Source organism: Hymenobacter cheonanensis, from assembly GCF_030581075.1.
GTDB lineage: Bacteria > Bacteroidota > Bacteroidia > Cytophagales > Hymenobacteraceae > Hymenobacter.
Genome location: NZ_JAUQSW010000001.1, coordinates 17,923 through 40,389, shown reverse-complemented (window position 1 = coordinate 40,389; position 22,467 = coordinate 17,923). Strand labels below are relative to the sequence as shown.

The following is a 22,467-nucleotide window of genomic DNA, read 5'->3' as shown; positions in this document are numbered from 1 at the left end:
TTAATCCTGGGGTGCTTGCTGCTGAGCCAGGCTTTGCTAGCGGCTGCCGCCCCCGTGCCGCAACAGCCAGCTAGCGCCAAGGCCCGCCGCCCGCCCCAGCCGGTGCTGCCCGACTCGCTGGCCCAGCGCATCGAGCGCGCCTACTTCACGCTGAGCCGCATCAATGGCACGGCGCGGCGCGCTACCAACACCGAAGACCTGAGCGACGACCTGCCCACGGTGGAGGAAAACCTGGCTACCATCCGCCAGAACCTCGACCAGTACGGCAACGTGGTAGACGTGAAGCAGCTGCAGATGTACCGCGTGCTGCTGGCCGACATGCAGGAGAAGCTAGGCGACTGGCGCACCACCCTGGCCGACGGCGGCAAGCAGCTCATGGCCATGCAGGCGCGCCTCGATACGCTGAGCGCCCAGCTGCCGCCCGCCGCCGAGCGCCCGGCCGCCACCACCGCCGTGGGCCGCGCCCTGGCCCGCCTCCAAAACAAGGAAGACCGGGCCAGCCAGCTGCTGCGCCGCAGCCGCCAAACCGTGACCGGCCTGCAAACCCGCGTGTCGGACGGCTACATCCAGACCCTGGAGCTGCAAGACGTGGTGCGTGAGCAGATGGGCCGCTTCAACCGCAGCAACAGCCAGGCCGAGCTGCCGCCGCTGTGGCGGCCGGGCAGCATCCGGGCCGATGCCCAAACGAGCGCCTTGGTGCGGCAGTCATACGCCGCCCAGCGCTCGCTGGTAGGCTACTACTTTGCCGAAAACTGGGATTACTGGGTGTGGATGGCGGTGCTGGCGGCGGCCTTTTTCTACTGGGTATTTAGCAATTTTCGCGCCCTGCGCCGGGCCGCGGCCCAGGCGCCCGCCGCTAGCCCCGCCGCGCCGCTGGAGGTGCCCGAACACCGCCTCTACTACCTGCGGCCGGTGCCGGTGGCCGCGTCGCTGCTGGTGGTGTTCAGCCTGGCGCCGTTTTTCGACCTGCACGCGCCGGCCGCTTACACTGACTTACTGCAACTGCTGCTGCTCGCTACACTTACGGTGCTGGGGTGGCGCAGCTGGCCCCGGCCGCTATTCTGGTACTGGCTAGGCATTGTGGGGGCATTTTTTGCCCTCACGGTGGCCTACGCGGTGCGCGCGCCGGGGCTGGGCGTGCGTTGGGTGGAGGTGCTCCTGAATGCGGCGGCCGGCGGGCTGGGCTGGCGCTTCTGGCGCTACCTGCGGCGGCGCAAGGTGCTGGCGGGTTTCGTGCGGCCGGTGGTGCTGCTCTTCATTGGGCTGAATGGGCTAGCCCTGCTCGCCAACGCCTACGGCCGCGTGAGCCTGGCCAAGATGTTCACGACCACGGCCATTTTTGGCCTCACGCAGGTGGTGGCCTTGTCGGCCTTTGTGCGGGTCGGCACCGAGGCGTTTTACCTGCAGGTGCGGCGCACGCGGCAGGGCGGCGCGCTCGGCAACCGCTTCAGCTTCGGCAAAATTGAGAGCGGGCTGCGCAAGGCGCTGACGGGGGTAGTGGGCGTGCTCTGGCTCATGCTCTTCACCTCTAACCTCAACCTCTACACGCTCTTTTCGCGCCTCATCGAGCGCACGCTCACGGCCCCGCACCAGCTAGGCAGCACCACGTTCACGCTGGGCAATATTCTGCTTTTCCTGGGCATCATCTTTATCACGGTTCAGCTGCAGAAATACGTAGGCTATTTCTTTGGGGAGGCCGACGACGACTTCAATGCCGACACCGACCGCAAAGGCTCCTGGATGGTGGCCATTCGGCTCGGCATCCTGGCGGTGGGCTTGTTTCTGGCCACGCTGGCCTCGGGCCTGCCGGTCGATAAAATCGCCATCGTGCTAGGGGCCTTGGGCGTGGGTATCGGCCTGGGCTTGCAGAATATTATCAACAACCTCGTGTCGGGCGTTATCCTCATCTTCGAGCGGCCGTTTCAGGTCGGCGATTATATTGAGGTCAATGGCAAGACGGGCCGCGTAAAAGACATCGGCATTCGCTCCAGCAAGCTCATCTCGCAGGCGGGCTCCGAGATTATCCTGCCCAACGGCGACCTGCTTTCGGGCCATGTCATCAACTGGACGCTCAGCAACAACCATATCCGCACCGAGCTAGCCCTCAGCCTGGGTCCCGAAACCGACCTGGCCCAGGCCCGCCAGCTCATCACCGAGGAAGTGCTCAACAACCCCAATACCCTGCACCGCGTGGCCCCCGAAATCCTGCTCAACAGCGTGAACACTGCCGGCTACGACCTCAAGGTATTGTTCTGGATAAACAACATCCGCCAGGAGCAAGCTCTTAAAAGCGAGCTGCTGGCCAGCATCTATCAGCACCTCACGCAGGCCGGCATCACGGTGCGCTAGGTGCCTTTCATTCGCCATTCCTTATTCATTCGGACCATGCCCCATCCCGAAAACACCGCCCATCTCATCGACGGCAAGCAAACTGCCGAGGACATCAAAGTTGAAATCGCCGCTGAGGTCGAGGCGCTAAAAGCCGCTGGCCATAAGGTACCGCACCTCGCCGCCATCCTGGTGGGCCACGACGGCGGCTCCGAAACCTACGTGCGCAACAAAGTGCTGGCCTGCGAGCGCGTGGGCTTCGGCAGCACCTTGCTGCGCTTTGAAGACGACATTACCGAGGCTGAGCTGCTAGCCCAGGTAGCGGCCCTCAACGAGAATGCCGATATCGACGGCTTCATTGTGCAGCTGCCGCTTCCCAAGCACATCGACGCCGAGAAGGTCATCGAGGCCATTCGGCCTGAGAAGGATGTGGACGGTTTTCACCCCACCAACCTGGGCCGCATGGTGGCCGGGCTGCCCGCGCTGCTGCCCGCCACGCCTTCGGGCATTGTGGAGCTGATGGCTAGGGCTGGTATCAAAACCAGTGGCCAGCACGCCGTGGTTATCGGCCGCAGCAACATTGTGGGTACGCCAGTTAGCATATTGTTAGCCAAGAATTTAGAAACGGCTAATTGCACCGTTACTTTATGCCACTCGCGCACGAAGAACCTCCCTGAAATCGTGCGTCAGGCCGACATTATTATCGCCGCCATTGGCCGGCCCGAGTTTGTGACGGCCGACATGGTGAAGCCCGGTGCCGTGGTTATCGACGTGGGCACCACCCGCGTGACCGATGCCAACCGCAAGAGCGGCTACGCCCTCAAGGGCGACGTCAACTTTGCCGAAGTGGCGCCGCTAGCCTCGCGCATTACGCCCGTGCCCGGCGGCGTGGGCCCCATGACCATTGCCATGCTGCTGCTGAACACGCTGCGCGCCGCCAAAGGCACGGTGTATCCGAAAAACGAATAGCGCGAAGCTTTCGCGGCGCTCGTACACGAAGCAGCAACTTCGCGCTACTTTCTTTCGTAAATTTGAGTGACCGGAACCCCCGGTTGCGCCTCGGGCGTTGACGTGAGTCGCGCCCGTTTTTTTATTGCTTATGTCTGCCGTTACCGATTTTCTCGCCGCCCTGCCCATTTTGCCTGCCAGCCAGCCTACGGCGGCTACTGGTTCAATGCTTCCTGTAATGGAGCAGTTCTATACCATTCAGGGAGAAGGCTTTAATACGGGCAGAGCGGCTTACTTTATTCGCCTTGGCGGCTGCGACGTAGGCTGCGTGTGGTGCGATGTGAAGGAGTCGTGGGATGCCGACGCGCACCCCCGCCAGGCCGTGGCTGACCTTGTGGCCGCCGCCAGCGAGTACCCCGGTCGCAACGTCGTTATCACCGGCGGCGAGCCGCTGATGCACAACTGCCTGCCCCTCACCAAAGCCTTGCAGGAAGCCGGCTTCCAGACCTGGATTGAAACCAGCGGCGCGCACCCGCTCTCGGGCAACTGGGACTGGATTTGCGTGTCGCCCAAGAAGTTCAAGGCCCCGCTTCCCGAAGTACTAGCCCACGCCGACGAACTGAAAATCATCGTCTTCAACGAAAGCGATTTCAAGTGGGCCGAGGAGCACGCCGCCTTGATGCCCGCCACCACGCGCCTCTACCTCCAGCCCGAGTGGAGCCGCGCCGCCCGCATGACGCCCGCCCTCATCGACTACGTAAAGGCCAATCCGCGCTGGCAGGTATCGCTGCAAACCCACAAGTACCTCGACATTCCGTAGCCGCCCTAGCGGTACTATGCTGGTAAAAGGTTGGAGTAAACGGCAAAAAGCCCCGGTTTCGGCACGAAACCGGGGCTTTTTGCCGTTTCAAGCTATACTTTAACTGTATGGTTGCGGGGCCAGGCCGGTAGGCTGGCGCGTGGCCACAGTTCCCCGCGAGTTGTTTTTCCGCCCGCACCCCGCCATGCTCTCCAAAATCCTGCTCTCCTCCGGCCTGCTGCTTTGCCTGGCCGCCGCGCCCACCCTCGCCCAGCAAGTGCCCGCCAGCATCACCGACAGCAAGGCGCGCAGCCTCTACGAAAAGGCGCAAAACCTGTATTTCAAGGACCGCCAGCCCCAGCAGGCGCTGCTGGTGTGGCAGCAGCTCATCGACAAGTTTCCGGACTATGGTGACCCGTACCTGCGCCGGGCCTCGCTGCTCGTTACGCTCGGCGACAACGCTACTGCCCTGCAGAGCTACAAAACGGGGCTAGCCAAAATGCCCGTGGAGCCCGCCCGCGCCGGCGATTACCTGCTGATGGGCAAGCTAGCCTCGCAGGTGGGCGACTACGCCACCATGCGGCTGGCCTACACGAACTACCTGGCCACTAGCCCCACTAATAAGGCGCAGGTGGCCCTGGCTAAGCTCCAGCTTCAGAACTGCGACTTTGCGGCCGAGGCCATGGCGCACCCCACCGGCCCCGCGCCCGAGCTGCTGCCCGCCCCGCTCAACCAGTTTCGCGACCAGTATTTCCCGGTGCTCACGGCCGATAATAAGTCGCTCATCTTCACCGTGCAGCGCAGCCCCGAAAAGCGCTATCAGGAAAACGAGGACGTGTTCGTCAGCACCTTGGCGGCCGATGGCACGTTTGGCGTGCCGCAGTCGATTTCGCCCAACATCAACTCGCGCGAGAACGAGGGCACGGCCACCATCTCGGGCGATGGCAACACGCTGGTGTTTACGAGCTGCGGCCGGGCCGGCGGCGTGGGCGACTGCGACCTCTACATCTCGCGCCGGCGCGGCAGCCAGTGGACGGCCCCGCGCAACCTCGGCCTGCTGGTCAATTCCAAGGCCTGGGATTCGCAGCCCTCGCTCTCGGCCGACGGCCGCACGCTCTACTTCTCGTCGCAGCGCGGCGGCGGGCTGGGCGGCTACGACATCTACGTGAGCACCGTGGGCCCCGACGGCGCCTGGACGCAGGCCCGCAACCTGGGGGCGCCTATCAACACGCCCGGCGACGACCTGGGGCCCTTCATCCACGCCAGCGGCACCACGCTTTACTACGCCACCAACGGGCTAGTGGGCCTGGGCAGCAGCGACATCTTCCGGTCTGAGCTAGGGGCCAACGGCCAGTGGAGTACTCCGCGCAACCTTGGCTACCCCTTCAATACCTTCGCCAACGAGGCCTCACTGTTCATCTCCTCCGATAACCGGCGTGCCTACTATACCCGCGCCGACCCGCCCAAGCCCGGCGACCCCGTGGGCGCGCTGCCCGCCATCCGCATCTACGGCACCGAGGTGCCGGCCAGCGTGCGCGCCCGCGAAACCAGTACCTACGCCCAGGGCCGCGTCTTCGACGCCGTTACCAAGCAGCCACTCAATGCGATGGTGCAGCTCTTCGACCTCGGCACCAACGCCCTGACGCAGCAGGTGTATTCCGACGCGGAAAACGGTCAGTACACCGCCGTGCTCAACGAAGGCCGCGCCTACGCCATGTACGCCACCGCGCCCGGCTACCTGCTCAAAAGCCTCAACTTCGACTATTCGAGCCAGCAGAAGTTCGACCCGCTCACGCTCGACATTTACCTCGACCCGGCCAAAAGCGGCCGCAGCGCGGTGCTGAACAACCTGTTTTTCGATTCCAACCAGGCCACCCTCAAGCCACGCTCGCGCACCGAACTCGACCGCCTCGTCGAGTTCCTGCGCCAGGATGCCAACCTGCGCGTAGAAGTGGCCGGCCACACCGACAACGTAGGTACGCCCGCCGCCAACCTCAGCCTAAGCCAGCGCCGCGCCCAGGCGGTGCTCAGCTACCTCAGCGCCCACGGCGTGGCCGCCGGCCGCCTGCGCGCCCACGGCTACGGCGAAACCAAGCCGTTGCTGGCCAACGATTCGGAGGCGCACCGGGCCCAAAACCGCCGTATTGAGCTGCGGATACTATAAAACAGCCATTTGAAGTAAAGCTTGAAGTGGCTAGTAAAGCACGCCGATTGCGCCACTTTTACTTAAAGCAAGGCTTGAGATAAGTGAAAATATAGTAGGATTTTTCAAATAAAGTGTAGTGCCCGCCAAAGTGCGGGCATTTTTTTTGAATCAAGGCCAGCTTTTTCTGCAATAAATAAAACGTGGATAATCAGCAGGTTGCGATTATTGAAGAAAATGGCTTAATTATAAAAGTGCTAAAATGACAGGTTTTCGTCCTAATTGGAAAATGCTAGTAGGTTTGGACCAGTTCTGCATCACCCAACTGCCCTAGCTGCTACATCATCCATGAACCCGTCATTTTTTCACCCTCAAACTTTTTTCACCCATGTACAACCTACTCGTTGCCGCCTGCCTGACGGCCAGCCTCGCTCATGCCCCCGCCACCAAGAAGCCGACCGCTAAAAAGCCCGGCGAAGACTACCCCAAGTCGGTGCAGGTGCGGGCTACCACGCTGACCCAGGCGCTGGCCCACCGCATTCACCTCAACGAGGGCCAGTACCTGCGCATCAAGCGCCTGCACCTGCAGTACCTCAACGAGCGGCGCGAACTGGAAATGGACTTGGTAGGAGCACCGGCCGCCGAGCGCGACACCCAACTAGCCGCCGCACAGCTCCGCTACGAGCAGTCGCTCAACGACTTGCTGTACCCCGACCAGCGCCTGGCCTACCAGCAGCTGCGGGCCAACTTCACGGCCCACCGCCTCTAAGGCGTAATGCATTTTAGTCGCCGCCGATTCAGGTTCAGCCTGCGTCGGCGGCCACTGAAACAAGTTGTCTTTTATGAAAAAATACGAATACTATCTGCTAAGAAGCGATAGTGGCGTTTTCAAAGGTATTGACTACGAAAAGCTAAATAATCAACTCAACCACTTGGGTATTCAGGGTTGGGAGGTAGTATCGACGGTGAGCTTAACAGCTGCCGGCTCTGTTACGGGCCTACTTATTACGCTCAAACGCGAGCTACTGGGGTAGGGCAGGAGACAAAAAAAGTCAGCCCACCAGATGGCAGGCTGACTCTTCATATAAGCTGCTTGAAAGGCTGGCGGCCTTAGGCGCGCTCGCCGATGCCCACGTAGTCGCGCTCGGTTTCGCCCACGTAAATCTGGCGGGGGCGGCCGATGGGCTCTTTGTTTTCGCGCATCTCTTTCCACTGGGCAATCCAGCCGGGTAGGCGGCCCAGGGCAAACATCACCGTAAACATCTCGGTCGGAATGCCGAGCGCCTTGTAGATAATGCCCGAGTAGAAGTCCACGTTCGGGTACAGCTTGCGGTCGATAAAATACTGGTCGGTGAGGGCGGCTTGCTCCAGCTCCTGCGCAATTTTAAGCAGCGGGCTGTCTTGCAGGCCTAGCGCTTTTAGCACCTCATCGGCAGCTACTTTAATGATTTTGGCGCGCGGGTCGAAGTTCTTGTACACGCGGTGGCCGAAGCCCATGAGGCGGAACGGGTCGTTCTTATCCTTGGCCTTGGCGATAAACTTGCTGGTGTCGCCGCCATCGCGCTCAATGGCTTCGAGCATCTCAATCACCTCCTGGTTGGCGCCGCCGTGCAGCGGGCCCCACAGCGCGTTGATGCCCGCCGATACCGAGCCGTAGAGGCTGGCGTTGGCCGAGCCCACGAGGCGCACGGTGCTGGTCGAGCAGTTCTGCTCGTGGTCGGCGTGCAGGATGAGTAGCTTGTTGAGAGCGCTCACAATCACCGGGTTGACTTCATACTTCTCGGTCGGGAAGCTGAACATCATATACAGGAAATTGGCGCAGTAGTCGAGGTCGTTGCGCGGGTAGTTGAGCGGGTGGCCCACCGAGTTTTTATACGTCCAGGCGGCGATGGTGCTCATCTTGGCCAGCAGGCGCACGATGGTGAGGTCAATTTCCTCGGTGCTCTGGTTGGGGTTGAGGCTATCGGGGTAGAAGCCGGTAAGCACGCAGGTAAGGCTGCTCAGGATAGCCATCGGGTGCGTGGCGCTCGGGAAACCGTCGAAAATCTTACGGATATCCTCGTGCACCAGCGTATGCTTGGTGATGTGGCCGCTGAAGTCCTTCAGCTCAGTTTCGGTGGGTAGCTTACCGTAAATCAGCAAATAGGCCACTTCCAGGAAGCTCGACTTTTCGGCCAGCTGCTCGATGGGGTAGCCCCGGTAGCGCAAAATGCCTTCCTCGCCATCAAGAAACGTGATGGCCGATTTGGTAGCGCCGGTGTTTTTGTAGCCCGAATCGAGGGTTACGTAGCCAGTTGCATCGCGCAGCTTGCCGATATCAAAGGCTTTCTCGTGCTCGGTGCCCTCAAAAATGGGGAGGCTAATGGACTGACCGCCCGGTAGGTTAAGTTCAGCAGTTTCTGCCATTGGATGGGTAGGATAGGGGATGGAGTAGCAGCCTATTTGAAGGCGCGAAGCTACGCCCCAAGCCGTAAGCCCGAAAGCTTTTAACCGGCGCGCGCCGGCTGTACTACAATGCTAGGCCGGCGGAGGTTTCGCTAAGTGCCACAGTTTGGCGCATAAAGCGCAGTGAGAACGTTTGCGCGGATTATGGGGCGAGCCCCTTATTTGCCGATGCAGAACTGGGTGAAGATGCTCGTGAGCAGGTCATCGGAGGAAATCTCGCCCGTTATTTCACCCAGAGCCCCTAGCGCGTGGCGCAGGTCGGCGGCCAGCAGCTCGGTGCCGCGCCCCACCACCAGGCCCTGGCGCACGGCGGCCAGGTGCAGGGCGGCCGTTTCGAGGGCGCGGGCGTGGCGCACATTGGTAACGATGGTGGCCGTGCCGGTGGTGGCTAGCCCCGCGCCGCGCACCTGGGCCAGTAAAGCCGCCTGTAGCTCATCGAGGCCGGCGCGCTGGCCCGCCGCAATGATTTTTACGGCTTGCTGCTCGATGCTCAGGCCATCGAAGGCGGCTAGCTGGGCGGGCGTGGCCAGGTCGCGCTTGTTGCCCACGGCCAGCACCGGCAGCTTGGGCAGCGCGGCGGTAAGCTCCGCAATATCGGCCTGCACTTCGGCGGGCGAAAGCTCGGTGAGGTCGAATAGGTAAAGCAGCAGCGCGGCTTGGCCGATGCGCTCGCGGGTGCGGCGCACGCCAATGGCCTCCACCTCGTCGGCGGGGTTGTCGCGCAGGCCGGCCGTATCCACAAACCGAAAGCGCAGGCCGTCGATACTCACTTCATCCTCAATGAAATCGCGCGTGGTGCCTGGTATGGCCGATACAATGGCGCGCTCCTCGCGCAGCAGCGCGTTGAGCAGCGTCGACTTGCCGGCGTTGGGCCGGCCGGCAATTACGGTCGTGATGCCGTTCTTAATCACGTTGCCCAGCTCAAACGAGCGCAGCAGGCCTAGCACCATGCCCTCTACTTCGGTTAGCAGGCGGGCTAGCCCGGTGCGGTCGGCAAACTCCACGTCCTCTTCGCCAAAGTCCAGCTCCAGCTCCAGCAGCGCCGCAAACTGCACAAGCTGGGCCCGCAGCCCGCGCAGCTCATCCGAGAAGCCGCCGCGCAGCTGGTTGAGGGCCACCTGGTGGCTCAGGGCCGAGTCGGCCGCGATGAGGTCGGCCACGGCCTCGGCCTGGGCCAGGTCGAGGGCGCCGTTGAGGAAGGCCCGCTTGGTAAACTCGCCGGCCTCGGCCAGCCGGGCGCCCTGGCGCAGCAGCGCGGCCAGTACCTGGCGCACGATGTAGTCGGAGCCATGGCCCGAAATCTCAACCACATCCTCGCGGGTGTAGGAGCGCGGGGCGCGGTACAGGGCCACTACTACTTCATCAAGAATCTGGTAGGTGCCGGGCTCGCGTAGCGTGCCGTAGTGCAGCGTGTGGCCGGGCTGGCTAGCCAGGTTTTTCTTCGAAAACAGGGCCTGCGTGATGCCCACGGCCTCGGGCCCCGACAGGCGCACCACCGCCAGCGCCCCTGCGCCGGGTGGCGTGGAGAGGGCCACAATAGTCTCGGACCACTGATTAGCACAGATTTTAGCGGATTTCACGGATTTTGTGGACGATTAGAATACACTCGGCTGCTTAGTTAACGAACCGGGCTAGACGACTTACAGCAGCTTAAAGAAGGGCATAGTAAAAAGCAACGGCATAAACCTTAAACACCACCTGCATAGGATAGTCTCTAAAGCTACTACTCGTCCACAAAATCCGTGAAATCCGCTAAAATCTGTGCTAATCAGTGGTCGTGAACAAATTGCGCCCTATTTCGGCCGAAATAACGACCGTGCGCGCGTTGTTGATGCTGACTTCCAGCGAGTTGTCGAACACGATTTTCTCCAGTACGCGCACTTGCGCGCCCAGCGGCAGGCCTACTTTGTCGAGGTATTGCAGGAAGGGTGCCGAGGTATCGCGCACGGCGGCCAGGGTGCCGCACTCGCCCACGGCCAGGTCGGTGAGCAGGCGCTGGGCGGGGCGGCGCACGGCACCATCCTCGGCCGGAATAGGGTCGCCGTGCGGGTCGAGGGTCGGGAAATTCAGAAACGCATCGAGCCGGCGCATAAGCAGCGGCGATTGCACGTGCTCCAGCTCCTCGGCCACATCGTGCACCTCATGCCAGCTAAAGCCCAACTGCTGCACCAGAAATACCTCCCACAGCCGGTGCTTGCGCACCGTAAGCAGGGCTAGCCGGCGGCCCTCGGCCGTGAGACGCACGCCCTTGTACTTCTCGTAGGCCAGCAGCTCTTTTTCGGCCAGCCGGCGCAGCATGTCCGTCACCGAAGCCGCGCGGGTAGCCAGCGCCGCCGCAATACGGTTGGTGCTCACATCCTGCCCGGGCTCGGCCTCGGCCAGCTTGTAGATGGTTTTAAGGTAGTTTTCCTCGGTGTGGCTGGGCATTATAATTAATTATGAATTAGAAATTATGAATTAGAAATTATTCGGCGGCTACCCATACTGCTTAGTCAGCGACGAGTAACAATTCATAATTTCTAACTCACAATTCATAATTGCGAAGCTCACCATTTAATAAGCGCCGACGCCCAGGTAAAGCCCGAGCCAAAGGCGGCCAGGCACACCAGGTCGCCGCGCTTGATGCGACCTTCCTGCACGGCCTCGCTCAGGGCAATCGGGATGCTGGCGGCGGTGGTATTGCCGTAGCGCTGAATGTTGCTGAATACCTTATCGTCGGTCAGGCCCATTTTCTGCTGCACGTACTGCGTGATGCGCAGGTTGGCCTGGTGTGGAATGAGCAGGTCGATATCGGCCGCCTGGTAGTTGTTCTGGTCGAGCGCCTCCTTGATAACCTGCGGAAAGCGCACCACGGCGTGCTTGAACACGTTCTGGCCGTTCATGTAGGGGTACATATCCTGCTCGTTGGCAATGGCATAGTCTACGCGGCCTTCGCGGTTCGAGCCGGGCTCCTTCACAATCAGCTCCTCGGCAAACTCGCCCTGCGCGTGCAGGTGCGTGCTCAGGATGCCATTGCCCTCGGTGCGTGCCGGGCGCAGCACCACGGCACCCGCGCCATCGCCGAAGATGACCGATACGCCCCGGCCCCGCGTGGTTTTGTCGAGGCCCGAGGAATGGATTTCGGAGCCCACCACGAGTACCGTATCGTACATGCCGGTGCGCACAAACTGGTCGGCCACCGATAGGCCGTAGATGAAGCCCGAGCACTGGTTGCGCACGTCGAGGGCCGGCACGTTGCCGGTCATGCCCAGCTCGCGCTGCATAAGCACGCCCGAGCCAGGGAAGAAGTAATCGGGTGAGAGCGTGGCAAATACAATGAGCTGCACGTCGTCTACGCTCAGGCCGGCGTTGGCCAGGGCCCGGCGGGCGGCCTCGGCACCCATGCCGGCGGTGGTGTCCTTGCCTTCCTCAAACCAGCGCCGCTCTTGGATGCCGGTGCGCTCCTGAATCCAGGCATCGGTGGTTTCCATGAGCTGTTCGAGGTCGGCGTTTTTGACAACGCGGTCGGGGACGTAGTGGCCGACGCCAGCAATTTCGGCGTGGCGCAGGGTGGTAGGAGAAGCCATGGAAGAAGGAGCGGATAAGTGGGTGGGAAGCGCGCGCAGCGGTACGAAAAGCAACCGCGTACCGGCCGGTAAGTACGTGAAATTTACCCGAACTACACCAGCACCTGGCTAGCCCGTACCCACCCGGCTACGCGAAAGGGGCCGCAAAGGTCGGGCCCAGCCCGAGGCTTTCCAGCAAAAGCCGTAATTTTTTGCCTTCACTAGCCCACAGCACCGCCTCGGTGGGCACCCCGGCCGGGTAAAAATGGGCAGTGGGCAGCGCCGCTACCACGGCTGCCGCCGCGGCTGGCGCAGCGGCAAAATCGACTACCAGGCCCGCGCCATGTGCTTGCATCAGGCTAGTCCACAGCGGGTTATCGGGAGTCAGCACTGGCAAGCCGTGGGCCAGGTACTCAAACAGTTTGGTGGGCCGGCAGCGCCACGTGCTGGGGTGGGGCCGGTAGGCTAGTAGCCCAAAGTGCGCTTGGTGCATGGCGGCCACTATGCGGGCGTGCGGCACTGGCTCGGCCCCAGTGGCCAGGGTCACTGCCAGCCGGCTACTGGCGGCCAACTGTTCAATCAGCACTTGCAGCTGGCCTAGCAGCCCGGGCTGCTGGCAAAAGCCAATAATGGTTAGCTCGGCGGCGCCGGGCCAGCTGCTACTTAGGTTGTGCGCCAGGGCAAGGGCCTCACGCACCCCGTTCAGCTCGGAAATAGTACCCGAGTACAGCAGTTTAATAGGCTCATCGGCGGCGGGCAGCGGGCGCACTTGCCGGGGCAGGCGCTCGCCGGGCGCTGGCTGGTACTTGTTTTCGAGCAGCAACACGCGGCTAGCCGGCAGGGCCTGCACAAAGGGCAGCTCATCAGCGTAGCTGGCCTCGGCTAGTAACACGGCCGCCGCCTGCCGGGCGGCTAGCCCCTCTACCCAGCGTAACCCAGCGGCCAGCAGGCGCTTGGTGGCGCCCTGGTACACGTGCTGGGTGCCCACGTTGAGGGCGTAGTTTTCGCGGATGTCGTAGATGAATTGCCGGTCCCGGCCCAGCGCCCACCACAGCAGCGTAAGGGGCAGCAGCTCGGGGGCGTGCACCACCACCAGCGCGGGCCGCAGCTGCCCTAGCAGGCGCCAGTAGCGCCCCTGGGCCGCCAGCCGCGCCAAGCTCAACCGCTGCCCCTGAAAAATTACGTGCTGGCTGATATTTTCGGTGGCCGGGGGGCTAGCCGCGCTGGCCCGCCCGGCCACGGCCACCCGTGCCCCCGCTGCCGCCAGGGTGTAGGCAAATTTGCCCAGCATGCGGGTATCGTCGATGGGCTTGAGAACGGAGGCGAGTAGAATCAACGCGATACAAAAAAACGGCGGGCCCGGGCCCCCGCCAGCGCGGCCGGCTAGCCCAACCTAGCGCCAAAGATGGTAGTTTTGCCTTCATTCTCCTCTAAACGCCGTTTTTGCATGATTACTGAAGACCACCACAGCCCCGTACTCGACCGCTTTGCCGCGCAGGAGGCCATCGAAGCGGCCTGGGCCGACCGCACGCTGCTCGACCAGCCCGAAACCCAAACTGCCATCGAGCACGTCATCGAAGACCTCGACAAAGGCAAGCTGCGCGTGGCCGAGCCGCCCACCGAGGAAGGCGGCCAGTGGACCATCAACGAGTGGGTGAAGAAGGCCGTTATCCTCTATTTCCCCATCCGCCAGATGGCAACCCAGGAAGTCGGTCCCTTTGAGTTTCACGACAAAATGGCCCTCAAAACCGACTACGCCGCCCAGAAAGTGCGCGTGGTGCCGCCCGCCGTGGCCCGCTACGGTGCCTACCTGGCCCCCGGCGTCATCCTGATGCCGAGCTACACCAACATCGGCGCCCACGTGGGCGAGGGCACGATGGTCGACACCTGGGCCACCGTGGGCAGCTGCGCCCAGGTAGGCAAGCACGTGCACCTGAGCGGCGGCGTGGGCCTGGGCGGCGTGCTCGAGCCCGTGCAGGCAGCTCCCGTCATCATCGAGGACGGCGCCTTCATCGGCTCGCGCTGCATCCTGGTTGAAGGCTGTCGCATCGGCAAGGAAGCCGTAATTGGCGCGGGCGTCACCATTACGGGCAGCACCAAAATCATCGACGTCACCGGCCCTGAGCCCAAAGAATACCGCGGCTACGTGCCGCCGCGCTCAGTCGTCATTCCGGGTTCTATCCCCAAGCAGTTCCCAGCCGGCGAGTACCAGGTGCCTTGCGCCCTCATCATCGGCCAGCGCAAGCCTAGCACCGATTTGAAAACGAGCCTCAATGATGCACTGCGCGATTTCGGGGTAAGCGTGTAGCATTGATTATATGGACGCTGCCCTTTATTTCGACGACTTCGAAGAAGGAATAACTCGCGAGACAAGTCACCCGGTTTTTACAGGATACGCAACGGCAGATTTCTTTTACAGTCAGGGCGATGATTTTTCTCCTTTCGGTAACGATACCGGAAACGATACGCTCCGATTCTTAGAAGATTGGTATCAGGAGCGGAGGGCAGGGGAGAAAGCCGCAACTTTTCTGCGTAAAATGGTTGATGAATGGGGTTTTGGCGGTCCTTATGTACTCATTACTGACCCAGCAAAATTTGAAAGTATTAATTGGGACGAAAAGTATCTTACTGATACAGTCGACCAAGCAATTATTTCGATAGCTTTTGGACAGTTTAAAATTGCTGGAAAAGCAGATAAAGCAATAATAAGCTTAGCAGCACATGCTTTTCAGCGTCAGCGTTACTTAGCAGAGAAAGCAAAGATTCACCCAACAAATCCATGGAATCTAGCCGATGAATACTTAGCCAGATTAAGTATCATGGAGTGCAGCCTAGACGCAATGGTCAACAAAAAAGCCCGCTAATCAGCGGGCTTTTTTGGTTCTAAACGTCAATAGCAATTACGCCGCTACCGATTTCAATTTCTCGCCAAACAGCGCCTTTACCTTGTCCACTTTGGGCTTGGCCACAAACTGGCAATAAGGCTCATGGCCATGCATATTGAAGTAGTTCTGGTGGTAGTTCTCGGCCACGTAGAACTCGGGGGCGGCCGTGATTTCCGTTACCACGGGGTTGGGGAAGGCGTGGCCGTCGTTGAGCTTCTGCTTGTATTCCTCGGCTAGCTGCTTCTGCTCATCGTTGTGGTAGTAAATAACCGAGCGGTACTGCGTGCCCACGTCGGCGCCCTGGCGGTTGAGGGTCGTCGGGTCGTGGGTTTTCCAGAATATTTCCAGCAGCTCCTTGTAGCTGATAACGGCCGGGTCGAAGGTGATGTCAATCACCTCGGCGTGGCCCGTCATGCCGCTGCACACTTCCTTGTAGGTGGGGTTTTTGTTGCGGCCCCCGGCGTAGCCGGAAACTACTTTCTCAACCCCTTTCAGATTTTGAAAAACGGCTTCGACGCACCAAAAGCAGCCGGCCCCAAACGTTGCATGTTCCATGAGTTATTAATACTTGGCGCAGCTACGCGCTGAATTTTTGAAGGTAGCCGGTTGCTGGCCGGCGTAGCTTATTCAACGTAATTGGGGGCAATACCGTTCGGGCTACTTGCGAAAGCGGCTAGCCACCACCAGGTCCTTCGAGCCGGCGGTGTACTGGTAGAAGCCCTCGCCTGATTTTACCCCTAGCCGGCCGGCCATTACCATATTCACCAGCAGCGGGCAGGGCGCGTACTTGGGGTTGCCGAGGCCCTCGTGCAGCACCCGCAGGATGGCCAGGCACACGTCGAGGCCGATAAAGTCGGCCAGTTGCAGCGGGCCCATGGGGTGGGCCATGCCCAGCTTCATCACCGTGTCGATTTCCTCCACGCCGGCCACGCCTTCGAAAAGGCTGATAATGGCCTCGTTAATCATGGGCATCAGAATGCGGTTGGCCACGAAGCCGGGGTAGTCATTCACCTCGGTGGGCGTTTTGCCGAGCTGGCGCGAGAGGTCCATCACGCGCTGGGTCACCTCGTCGGAGGTGGCGTAGCCGCGAATAACCTCCACCAGCTTCATCACCGGCACGGGGTTCATGAAGTGCATACCAATTACCTGGGCCGGGCGCTTGGTCACGGCCGCGATTTTGGTAATCGAAATCGACGACGTGTTGCTGGCCAAAATGGCGCCGGCCGGCGCGTGCTGGTCGAGGTCGCGGAAAATCTGGAGCTTGAGGTCCACGTTTTCGGTGGCGGCCTCCACAATAAGCTCGGCGCCCGCTACGCCTTCGGCCAGGCTCGTGAAGGTGCGCAGGCGGCCGAGCGTGCTAGCCTTATCTTCTTCACTCAGCGTGCCTTTGGCCAGCTGGCGGTCCAGGTTTTTGGTGATGGTGGCCACGCCCCGGTCGAGGGCAGGCTGGTTGATATCAATCAGGGCTACGGCAAAGCCGTGCTGGGCAAAAACGTGGGCAATACCATTGCCCATGGTGCCCGAGCCAATAACGGCAACGTTCATCGGGTGGGAGAAATATGGGGTAAAACGCGGCAAGCGGCCCTAGCCGCTACCAGCAAACAAAGCTACTGGCTAACGCCCGTTAGGCGGGCAGCGCAAAAATTTTGCATCCAACTTCATCCTTTTTCCAGCCGCGCCGTACAAACCCCGCCAGCCAGCTTGGCGGGCATTGCCTACTCACCTTCATTCTTTCTCTTTTTCACTCATGGGTAACCTACTGTATATCATCGCCGTCATTCTCATCATCATCTGGGCTCTTGGCTTCTTTGGCATCCTGGGTGCTGGCCTGGCTGGCAACAACCTGATTCACATTCTGTTGGTAATCGCTATTATTGCCATCCTGCTGCGCGTTATCAGCGGCCGCAACCCGGTGTAGTCCGGCGCGTCGCTCGCCCATAAAAAAACCCTCGCTGCCACCGCAGCGAGGGTTTTTCTTTGCCCTTATATTCAAGCAGGAGCCTAGCGGCCGATGTTGAACAGAAAATTAAAGCGAATAACCGGGTTGGAATAAATGCTGTTGTAGCCGCCCTGAAAATTGTAGAGCAGCACAATGTCGGCCGCCGCCCGGTTGCTGATTTGCGAGCGGTAGCCCACGCCAGCCAGCGGCGACTGCACCTGGCGCGTGCCGGTAGCAATCTGGTTATTGACGACGATGTAGTTGTTGTACTGGTCTATCAGCGGCAGCTCAGCCTTCGTCACCTCGTACTCGGCGTGGATGAAAAACTGGTCGATAACCCGGAATTGCCCAAATACCTTCACCCCGATGTTGTTGAGATTCAGACTAGGGGCATTCTTGCCAAACGAGTAGTTGACATACGCGTAGCTGATGCCCGGCCCGATTGCCAGGCGGTCGTTGAGCCGGTAGCCGATAGCCGGCGAGATGCTAAAGTTAAAAATGCCGCCGGGGCTGTAGTAGTTCGAGCTGTAGCCCAGCCCAAACCCGGAGTAGATAAACAGCTTGGTGTACTGCTCGGCGTGCTGCTGCGCGGCTTTGCGCTCTTGCTCGCGGCCCGGCAGCTCCAGGCCCGAGGGGCTATCCTGGCTAGGGGCGGGCAGGGCGGCTGGCGTAGGCGCAGCAGGTGCCGGCGCCTGGCCCGGCGTATACACCGGAATGGTGGGCGCCACGTTGGTCGTATCGAGGGCCGGGCGGGTGGGCGCGGGCCTAGCCGGGGCCGCACCGGGGGGCGCGGTGTTCAGCACCGGCTTTTCCTGGGCCCAGCTGCGGCCGGGGGCTAGCAGCGCCCCGGCACCGAGTAAAAAGGGAAGAAGCAGACGTTTCATGAAGGGAAATTAGCGGAGCGGCAAATAGATAAAATGAAGAAGGCCGGTTTACTAGACGAAACCCCCGAATGCGTCTGCTTAATTCCTGAGACTAAGCCAGCTGATACATTTTTTGGCGCTGGGCTTTCAGCGCCTCGTCGGCCAGGTACTCCTCGTAGTTCATGCGGCGGTCGATGATGCCCTCGGGCGTAAGCTCGATGATGCGGTTGGCCACCGTGTCGATAAACTGCAAGTCGTGCGAGGCAAAGATGAGTGAGCCACTGAAGTCCTTGAGGCCGTTGTTGAGGGCCTGAATGCTTTCGAGGTCCAGGTGGTTCGTGGGGTCGTCGAGCACCAGCACGTTGCCGCTTTCCAGCATCATCTTGCTTAGCATGCAGCGTACTTTCTCGCCGCCGCTCAGCACGTTGGGCTTCTTCTGGCTTTCCTCGCCCGAGAACAGCATGCGGCCCAGCCAGCCGCGCACAAAGCTCTCATCCTTGTCGGTCGAGTACTGGCGCAGCCAGTCCACGAGGTTCATATTGTCGGCCTGGAAGAAGGCGCTGTTTTCCTTCGGAAAGTAGCTAGGAGTGATGGTGGTGCCCCAATTGTAGGTGCCCTTGTCCGCCTTGGCTTCGCCAAAAATGATGTCGAACAGCATAGACGCGGCCCGGTCGTCGCGGCCCACGATGGCGATTTTATCGCCTTTGTCGAGCGTAAACGACACGTTTTTCAGCACCGATTGGCCATCCACGGTCTTGCTCACGCCGTCCACGCTCAGCAGCTGGTTGCCAGCCTCGCGCTCGGGCTTGAAGGCGATGTAGGGGTAGCGGCGCGACGAAGGCTTGATTTCCTCCAGCGTCAGCTTTTGCAGCAGCTTCTGGCGGCTGGTGGCCTGCTTCGATTTTGAGGCGTTGGCCGAGAAGCGGCGCACAAACTCTTCCAGCTCCTTGCGCTTGTCCTCGGTTTTCTTGTTCACATCCTGGCGCTGGCGCAGGGCTAGCTGGCTGCTCTCGTACCAGAAGCCATAGTTGCCGGGATACATCGTGATTTTCGAGAAATCCAGGTCGGCCATGTAGTTGCACACGGCATCGAGGAAGTGGCGGTCGTGGCTCACCACAATCACCGTGTTCTCGAAGCTGTCCAGGAAGTTCTCCAGCCAGAGCACGCTCTCGGCGTCGAGGTTGTTGGTCGGCTCGTCGAGCAGCAGCACGTCGGGGTTGCCAAACAGCGCCTGGGCCAGCAGCACGCGCACTTTCTCGCTGGCGCCGAGGTCGGCCATCAGCGAGGCGTGCTTGTCCTCCGTAATGCCCAGGCCGCTCAGCAGCTCGGCCGCCTGGTACTCGGCGTCCCAGCCGCTCATGTCGGCAAACTCGCCTTCCAGGATGCCCAGGCGCTCGCCGTCGGCATCGGTGGCGGTGCCCAGGTCATATTTGGCGTAGAGCGCGTCTTTTTCCTTCATTACGGCCGCCAGCTGCTGGTGGCCCTGAATGACGGTGGCCAGCACCTGCTGGTCGTCGTAGGCAAACTGGTTCTGCTTGAGCACGGCCAAGCGCTGGCCGGCGGGCAGCTCCACCGAGCCGGTGTTGGGCTCAATCTCGCCTGATAGTATCTTCAAAAAGGTGGATTTGCCGGCGCCGTTGGCCCCAATCAGGCCGTACACGTTGCCCGGCAAAAACTTCACCGTCACATCCTCAAACAGGACCCGCTTGCCGTAGCGCAAGCTCACATTGGTCGTAGAAATCATCTAAGCCAGAATAAGAAACCAGAAAAACAGTGCAAAAATACGCCGCCGCGCGGCCTTGCCTTCTATCAACAGCCAGGCGCCTCAATTTGTGCCCTAGCCAGCGGCACAACACAGCAAGCCAAAATGCAGTATAGAAACCCGGGCGGCCCCACCGGCCCACTGGCTTGCTTTTCCACTCCAACTCTTTTGTACTTTATGGCTGCTTCTTCCAACACCGCCCCCGCCGCGCGGACTATCACGCCCGAGCAAAATGGCTTCCGCCACGGCATCGTTACTGGGGCCGTGCTGTGCGTGTATACCCTGGCCGCCGCGCTGCTAGGCTTCTTTTCGCGCATCGAGGCCGGTAGCCTCGATGTAGTTATCCTGATTACGGGCTCGGTGCTGGCCATTCGGCACCTGCGCCAGCTGCGCGGCGAAAAAATGCCCTACCTCGGGGGCTATGGCACGGGCATCATCTCGGCCATGGTAGCCTCGGTCGTGCTAGGCCTGTTTTTTATTATCCTAACGGCCATCATGCCGAAATCCTTGGACCTGACGCAGGTAGAAAACCTGTTCGGCTTCGACCTCTCGGTAGTAGTAGCGTTTCTGGCCATCATCCTCATGGGCACCATGACGGGGGTTATCACTTCGCTCATCGCCATGCAGTATTTCAAGGCTGACCCCATCGACCCGCTGAAAGCAATGGAATAGGACGCCGCCGGTGCCCTAGCGAGAAGGCCCCCTGGTTCCGGTATTGGAAACAGGGGGCCTTTCTATTTAAATAGTAAACACAGTGAGCAAGATAAGCCGCCGCTAGCTAGCCCCGGGTGGTAGCGCAAAAGGCACAAACTGGCTCACCTCGCCCCTAAAGCGATGGATTTCGCGGATAATGGTGCTGCTCACGGCCGCCAGCGTGGGCGAGGTTACGAGAAATACCGTTTCAAGGCCGGGGCTGAGTTGGCGATTGGCCTGGGCAATGGCGTTTTCGTACTCAAAGTCGAGGGTATTGCGCAGGCCGCGCAGTAGGTAGCGCGCCCCGGTGGCGCGGGCAAACTCGGTGGTGAGGCCCTGATAAGAGCGCACTGACACGCGCGGTTCGTCGGCAAAGAGCGTTTCGAGCTGGCTTATCTGCCACTCGATGGGGAAGTGGCGCTGCTTGCTGCTATTGGTACCGATGGCGATGATAAGCTCATCGAATAGCCCCACCCCACGCCGCACAATGTCGAGGTGACCGTTGGTAAAGGGGTCGAAGGAGCCGGGAAAAAGCGCTATTTTTTTCATGGTATTGAGCACCAACTTGCTAGGCTAGCCAGCGCGCTATTCACAAAAAGCCAAGCTGAACAAGTCGAAATGCCGGTAATCGGCCACCTCATTCAGGTAATAAAAATACTGCAACCCAAAAGGCCGGGTGCCGAAGCGCAGCTGGCGCACGTAGGTGCTGAGCAGCGCAAAGGTGGCTGAGTCGCCGGTGAGGTCGCCCCAGATAGTCACCACATCCTGGTCGGGGTTGAGCCCCAGCTCCTGCATAACCAGGATGGTGTAGTACACCACATCCTCGGCCGTGCTCACGGTGAAGGAGTTGCAGAAATCGACCTGCGCGCCCAGCACTATTACCGTCAGCTCGTGGTCGGCCAGGTTGAGGTAAAGCTGGCGCGGCGCGGGGCTAGGGCCCCGCTGGTGCAGCAAGCCGCCGAGCAGCGCGCTGGCCTGGGGCAGCAGCCGGGCGCTGGGCCCGTGCAGCTGCTGCAGCCACTGCACCAGGCTAGTGGGAGCCGCGAAGAGACACACAATATCGGTGGCCGGGGCGGGCAGGGGCAGGGTGTAGGCCAGGGCCTCCTCATTGGGGGCCAGCTCGTGGTGCAGGCGCAGGTAAGCGACCTCATCGCCTGTGCGGTAGAGGGGCGCCGGCAGCAAAGGCGTGGCGCGGCCGGCCAGGCCCAGGCGCAGGCGCGCCCAGCCCGGCTGGCCAAGCAAGGTGGCGGCGGCCACCGCCGGCAACTCGGCCAACGAAGCCAGTGGCAAGTCGTCGAAGGCCACGATTTTGTGGCGCGCAGCCTCCAGGGCAGCCAGGCGCAGGCGCCCGGGGTTAGCCAGCGCATAGAGGTGGTAGGCCGTGGGGTTGGTGGCGTCGAAGGTTTCGTCGCGCAGGCTCAGCGTCGGAGCAGTGGGCAGGGTAGTAGAAGCAGGCACAGGCAAAGGCGGGCCCGCCCAGCAGCGAGCCGGGGTAAAGATAGGCCGCTGGCCGGGGTTGAAGGCCGGGCGGCGGCCCAGCGCCCGCAGGCCCCGAGGCGGGCTAGCCGAGCGGCGACTAGCCCCTAATTCAGGAGTACCTGGGGCACGAAGACATCGTCGGTACTAAGCAGGCCGCGCAGCACCGGGTGCACCTGGGCCAGCGGCAGGGCCAGCAGTTGGCGGGGCGTGTGCCAGGCTAGCTCGCTGAGCAGCTGAGCATCAGCGGCATGCTCGGGGTCGTGGCCCAGGCGGGGGCTGGCGCTGGGGTCTTCGGCCGTTACCTCAAAGAAAATTTCCAACGCTTGCAAGTTATCACGTCGAAACTCGTGCAGATGCAGCTGCCGGCCCACGCGTACGGCTAGCCCGGTTTCTTCCCGAAACTCGCGTTGCAGCGCTTCCTTCAGGCTTTCGCCGAAGGCCCAGCCCCCGCCCGGCGGCGACCAGAAGGTGGCGTCCTGCGGCAGCAGCCCCCGGTGCGCCGCTAGCAAAATCGCCCCGTTGCGCACCAGGATGCCGCCCACCCGCACGCGCACCAGGCCAGCATAGGGAGCCAATAGAGAATCGGAGGGGGAGGCAGCAGGGGGCATGAAATCGGAAATAAAGCAGCAATAACGTGC

At 61.2% G+C, this 22,467-nt stretch carries 22 protein-coding genes; 10 read left to right on the top strand and 12 right to left on the bottom strand.

All coding sequences use genetic code 11. The features are described from left to right. The first annotated feature begins 54 nt into the window (after positions 1-54). The 6 genes from Q5H89_RS00210 to Q5H89_RS00185 all read left to right on the top strand — a co-directional run bounded on the left by Q5H89_RS00210 (position 55) and on the right by Q5H89_RS00185 (position 7,252). Positions 55-2,349 carry a mechanosensitive ion channel family protein gene (locus Q5H89_RS00210; RefSeq protein WP_305017264.1) on the top strand — a complete coding sequence of 765 codons (2,295 nt, stop codon included), beginning with the start codon at positions 55-57 and terminating at the stop codon, positions 2,347-2,349. Positions 2,350-2,385: 36 nt separating this feature from the next. Then, complete coding sequence (locus tag Q5H89_RS00205) at positions 2,386-3,297, top strand: bifunctional 5,10-methylenetetrahydrofolate dehydrogenase/5,10-methenyltetrahydrofolate cyclohydrolase (protein WP_305017263.1); 912 nt, start codon at positions 2,386-2,388, stop codon at positions 3,295-3,297. Positions 3,298-3,514: 217 nt separating this feature from the next. Next, complete coding sequence (locus Q5H89_RS00200; protein WP_369810635.1) at positions 3,515-4,096, top strand: 7-carboxy-7-deazaguanine synthase QueE; 582 nt, start codon at positions 3,515-3,517, stop codon at positions 4,094-4,096. Between the two features lie 184 nt (positions 4,097-4,280). After that, positions 4,281-6,239, top strand: a complete 1,959-nt coding sequence (locus tag Q5H89_RS00195) for an OmpA family protein (RefSeq protein ID WP_305017262.1) — start codon at positions 4,281-4,283, stop codon at positions 6,237-6,239. Positions 6,240-6,606: 367 nt separating this feature from the next. Continuing rightward, a complete protein-coding gene (locus Q5H89_RS00190; protein WP_305017261.1) occupies positions 6,607-6,987 on the top strand; it encodes a hypothetical protein in 381 nt (126 codons plus the stop codon). 73 nt (positions 6,988-7,060) lie between these two features. Continuing rightward, the gene (locus tag Q5H89_RS00185) at positions 7,061-7,252 is read left to right on the top strand and encodes a DUF4177 domain-containing protein (RefSeq protein WP_305017260.1); all 192 of its coding nucleotides are present in this window, start codon (positions 7,061-7,063) and stop codon (positions 7,250-7,252) included. A gap of 76 nt (positions 7,253-7,328) precedes the next feature. Here Q5H89_RS00185 and Q5H89_RS00180 read toward each other — a convergent pair whose 3' ends face one another. From Q5H89_RS00180 to Q5H89_RS00160, 5 genes are all read right to left on the bottom strand, one after another. Further along, positions 7,329-8,624 (bottom strand): citrate synthase, encoded by a 1,296-nt coding sequence (locus tag Q5H89_RS00180; RefSeq protein ID WP_305017259.1) that lies wholly within the window; start codon positions 8,622-8,624, stop codon positions 7,329-7,331. A gap of 197 nt (positions 8,625-8,821) precedes the next feature. Beyond that, positions 8,822-10,243: a tRNA uridine-5-carboxymethylaminomethyl(34) synthesis GTPase MnmE gene (gene mnmE, locus Q5H89_RS00175; RefSeq protein ID WP_305017258.1), complete on the bottom strand. Its 1,422-nt coding sequence runs from the start codon at positions 10,241-10,243 to the stop codon at positions 8,822-8,824. Positions 10,244-10,427: 184 nt separating this feature from the next. Next, positions 10,428-11,090 (bottom strand): metal-dependent transcriptional regulator, encoded by a 663-nt coding sequence (locus Q5H89_RS00170; protein ID WP_305017257.1) that lies wholly within the window; start codon positions 11,088-11,090, stop codon positions 10,428-10,430. A 119-nt stretch (positions 11,091-11,209) separates the two neighbouring features. Next, positions 11,210-12,229: a 3-oxoacyl-ACP synthase III family protein gene (locus Q5H89_RS00165; protein ID WP_305017256.1), complete on the bottom strand. Its 1,020-nt coding sequence runs from the start codon at positions 12,227-12,229 to the stop codon at positions 11,210-11,212. 127 nt (positions 12,230-12,356) lie between these two features. Beyond that, complete coding sequence (locus Q5H89_RS00160) at positions 12,357-13,544, bottom strand: glycosyltransferase (protein ID WP_305017255.1); 1,188 nt, start codon at positions 13,542-13,544, stop codon at positions 12,357-12,359. 111 nt (positions 13,545-13,655) lie between these two features. Between Q5H89_RS00160 and Q5H89_RS00155 the strand changes: the two genes are divergently transcribed. Next, positions 13,656-14,516: a 2,3,4,5-tetrahydropyridine-2,6-dicarboxylate N-succinyltransferase gene (locus Q5H89_RS00155; RefSeq protein ID WP_305017254.1), complete on the top strand. Its 861-nt coding sequence runs from the start codon at positions 13,656-13,658 to the stop codon at positions 14,514-14,516. A 10-nt stretch (positions 14,517-14,526) separates the two neighbouring features. Continuing rightward, on the top strand, positions 14,527-15,072 hold the full coding sequence (locus tag Q5H89_RS00150; protein ID WP_305017253.1) for a hypothetical protein: 546 nt from the start codon (positions 14,527-14,529) through the stop codon (positions 15,070-15,072). A gap of 36 nt (positions 15,073-15,108) precedes the next feature. Here the strand turns inward: Q5H89_RS00150 and msrA are convergent, their stop codons facing one another. Next, complete coding sequence (gene msrA, locus Q5H89_RS00145) at positions 15,109-15,648, bottom strand: peptide-methionine (S)-S-oxide reductase MsrA (protein WP_305017252.1); 540 nt, start codon at positions 15,646-15,648, stop codon at positions 15,109-15,111. A gap of 102 nt (positions 15,649-15,750) precedes the next feature. After that, positions 15,751-16,638 carry a 3-hydroxyacyl-CoA dehydrogenase family protein gene (locus Q5H89_RS00140; protein ID WP_305017251.1) on the bottom strand — a complete coding sequence of 296 codons (888 nt, stop codon included), beginning with the start codon at positions 16,636-16,638 and terminating at the stop codon, positions 15,751-15,753. A 202-nt stretch (positions 16,639-16,840) separates the two neighbouring features. Here Q5H89_RS00140 and Q5H89_RS00135 point away from each other — a divergent pair, with 202 nt between their 5' ends. Next, positions 16,841-17,011 carry a lmo0937 family membrane protein gene (locus Q5H89_RS00135; RefSeq protein WP_305017250.1) on the top strand — a complete coding sequence of 57 codons (171 nt, stop codon included), beginning with the start codon at positions 16,841-16,843 and terminating at the stop codon, positions 17,009-17,011. Between the two features lie 83 nt (positions 17,012-17,094). Here the strand turns inward: Q5H89_RS00135 and Q5H89_RS00130 are convergent, their stop codons facing one another. Next, the gene (locus Q5H89_RS00130; RefSeq protein ID WP_305017249.1) at positions 17,095-17,916 is read right to left on the bottom strand and encodes a hypothetical protein; all 822 of its coding nucleotides are present in this window, start codon (positions 17,914-17,916) and stop codon (positions 17,095-17,097) included. A 91-nt stretch (positions 17,917-18,007) separates the two neighbouring features. Then, positions 18,008-19,639, bottom strand: a complete 1,632-nt coding sequence (locus Q5H89_RS00125) for an ABC-F family ATP-binding cassette domain-containing protein (RefSeq protein ID WP_305017248.1) — start codon at positions 19,637-19,639, stop codon at positions 18,008-18,010. Between the two features lie 195 nt (positions 19,640-19,834). Here Q5H89_RS00125 and Q5H89_RS00120 point away from each other — a divergent pair, with 195 nt between their 5' ends. Then, complete coding sequence (locus Q5H89_RS00120) at positions 19,835-20,329, top strand: hypothetical protein (protein ID WP_305017247.1); 495 nt, start codon at positions 19,835-19,837, stop codon at positions 20,327-20,329. 102 nt (positions 20,330-20,431) lie between these two features. Here the strand turns inward: Q5H89_RS00120 and coaD are convergent, their stop codons facing one another. From coaD to Q5H89_RS00105, 3 genes are all read right to left on the bottom strand, one after another. Then, positions 20,432-20,899 (bottom strand): pantetheine-phosphate adenylyltransferase, encoded by a 468-nt coding sequence (gene coaD / locus Q5H89_RS00115; protein WP_305017246.1) that lies wholly within the window; start codon positions 20,897-20,899, stop codon positions 20,432-20,434. A gap of 36 nt (positions 20,900-20,935) precedes the next feature. Continuing rightward, on the bottom strand, positions 20,936-21,808 hold the full coding sequence (locus tag Q5H89_RS00110; RefSeq protein WP_305017245.1) for a DUF3822 family protein: 873 nt from the start codon (positions 21,806-21,808) through the stop codon (positions 20,936-20,938). Positions 21,809-21,933: 125 nt separating this feature from the next. Next, a complete protein-coding gene (locus tag Q5H89_RS00105; RefSeq protein ID WP_305017244.1) occupies positions 21,934-22,404 on the bottom strand; it encodes an NUDIX domain-containing protein in 471 nt (156 codons plus the stop codon). Between the last annotated feature and the right edge of the window lie 63 nt (positions 22,405-22,467).

What these genes read in the sequence shown, in the direction of transcription:
- Q5H89_RS00205 (WP_305017263.1), top strand. Translation starts at nt 2,386, where the DNA reads ATGCCCCATCCCGAAAACACCGCCCATCTCATCGACGGCAAGCAAACT.
- Q5H89_RS00200 (WP_369810635.1), top strand. Translation starts at nt 3,515, where the DNA reads ATGGAGCAGTTCTATACCATTCAGGGAGAAGGCTTTAATACGGGCAGA.
- Q5H89_RS00195 (WP_305017262.1), top strand. Translation starts at nt 4,281, where the DNA reads ATGCTCTCCAAAATCCTGCTCTCCTCCGGCCTGCTGCTTTGCCTGGCC.
- Q5H89_RS00190 (WP_305017261.1), top strand. Translation starts at nt 6,607, where the DNA reads ATGTACAACCTACTCGTTGCCGCCTGCCTGACGGCCAGCCTCGCTCAT.
- Q5H89_RS00185 (WP_305017260.1), top strand. Translation starts at nt 7,061, where the DNA reads ATGAAAAAATACGAATACTATCTGCTAAGAAGCGATAGTGGCGTTTTC.
- Q5H89_RS00180 (WP_305017259.1), bottom strand. Translation starts at nt 8,624, where the DNA reads ATGGCAGAAACTGCTGAACTTAACCTACCGGGCGGTCAGTCCATTAGC.
- Q5H89_RS00170 (WP_305017257.1), bottom strand. Translation starts at nt 11,090, where the DNA reads ATGCCCAGCCACACCGAGGAAAACTACCTTAAAACCATCTACAAGCTG.
- Q5H89_RS00165 (WP_305017256.1), bottom strand. Translation starts at nt 12,229, where the DNA reads ATGGCTTCTCCTACCACCCTGCGCCACGCCGAAATTGCTGGCGTCGGC.
- Q5H89_RS00155 (WP_305017254.1), top strand. Translation starts at nt 13,656, where the DNA reads ATGATTACTGAAGACCACCACAGCCCCGTACTCGACCGCTTTGCCGCG.
- Q5H89_RS00150 (WP_305017253.1), top strand. Translation starts at nt 14,527, where the DNA reads ATGGACGCTGCCCTTTATTTCGACGACTTCGAAGAAGGAATAACTCGC.
- msrA (WP_305017252.1), bottom strand. Translation starts at nt 15,648, where the DNA reads ATGGAACATGCAACGTTTGGGGCCGGCTGCTTTTGGTGCGTCGAAGCC.
- Q5H89_RS00140 (WP_305017251.1), bottom strand. Translation starts at nt 16,638, where the DNA reads ATGAACGTTGCCGTTATTGGCTCGGGCACCATGGGCAATGGTATTGCC.
- Q5H89_RS00135 (WP_305017250.1), top strand. Translation starts at nt 16,841, where the DNA reads ATGGGTAACCTACTGTATATCATCGCCGTCATTCTCATCATCATCTGG.
- Q5H89_RS00130 (WP_305017249.1), bottom strand. Translation starts at nt 17,916, where the DNA reads ATGAAACGTCTGCTTCTTCCCTTTTTACTCGGTGCCGGGGCGCTGCTA.
- Q5H89_RS00125 (WP_305017248.1), bottom strand. Translation starts at nt 19,639, where the DNA reads ATGATTTCTACGACCAATGTGAGCTTGCGCTACGGCAAGCGGGTCCTG.
- Q5H89_RS00120 (WP_305017247.1), top strand. Translation starts at nt 19,835, where the DNA reads ATGGCTGCTTCTTCCAACACCGCCCCCGCCGCGCGGACTATCACGCCC.
- coaD (WP_305017246.1), bottom strand. Translation starts at nt 20,899, where the DNA reads ATGAAAAAAATAGCGCTTTTTCCCGGCTCCTTCGACCCCTTTACCAAC.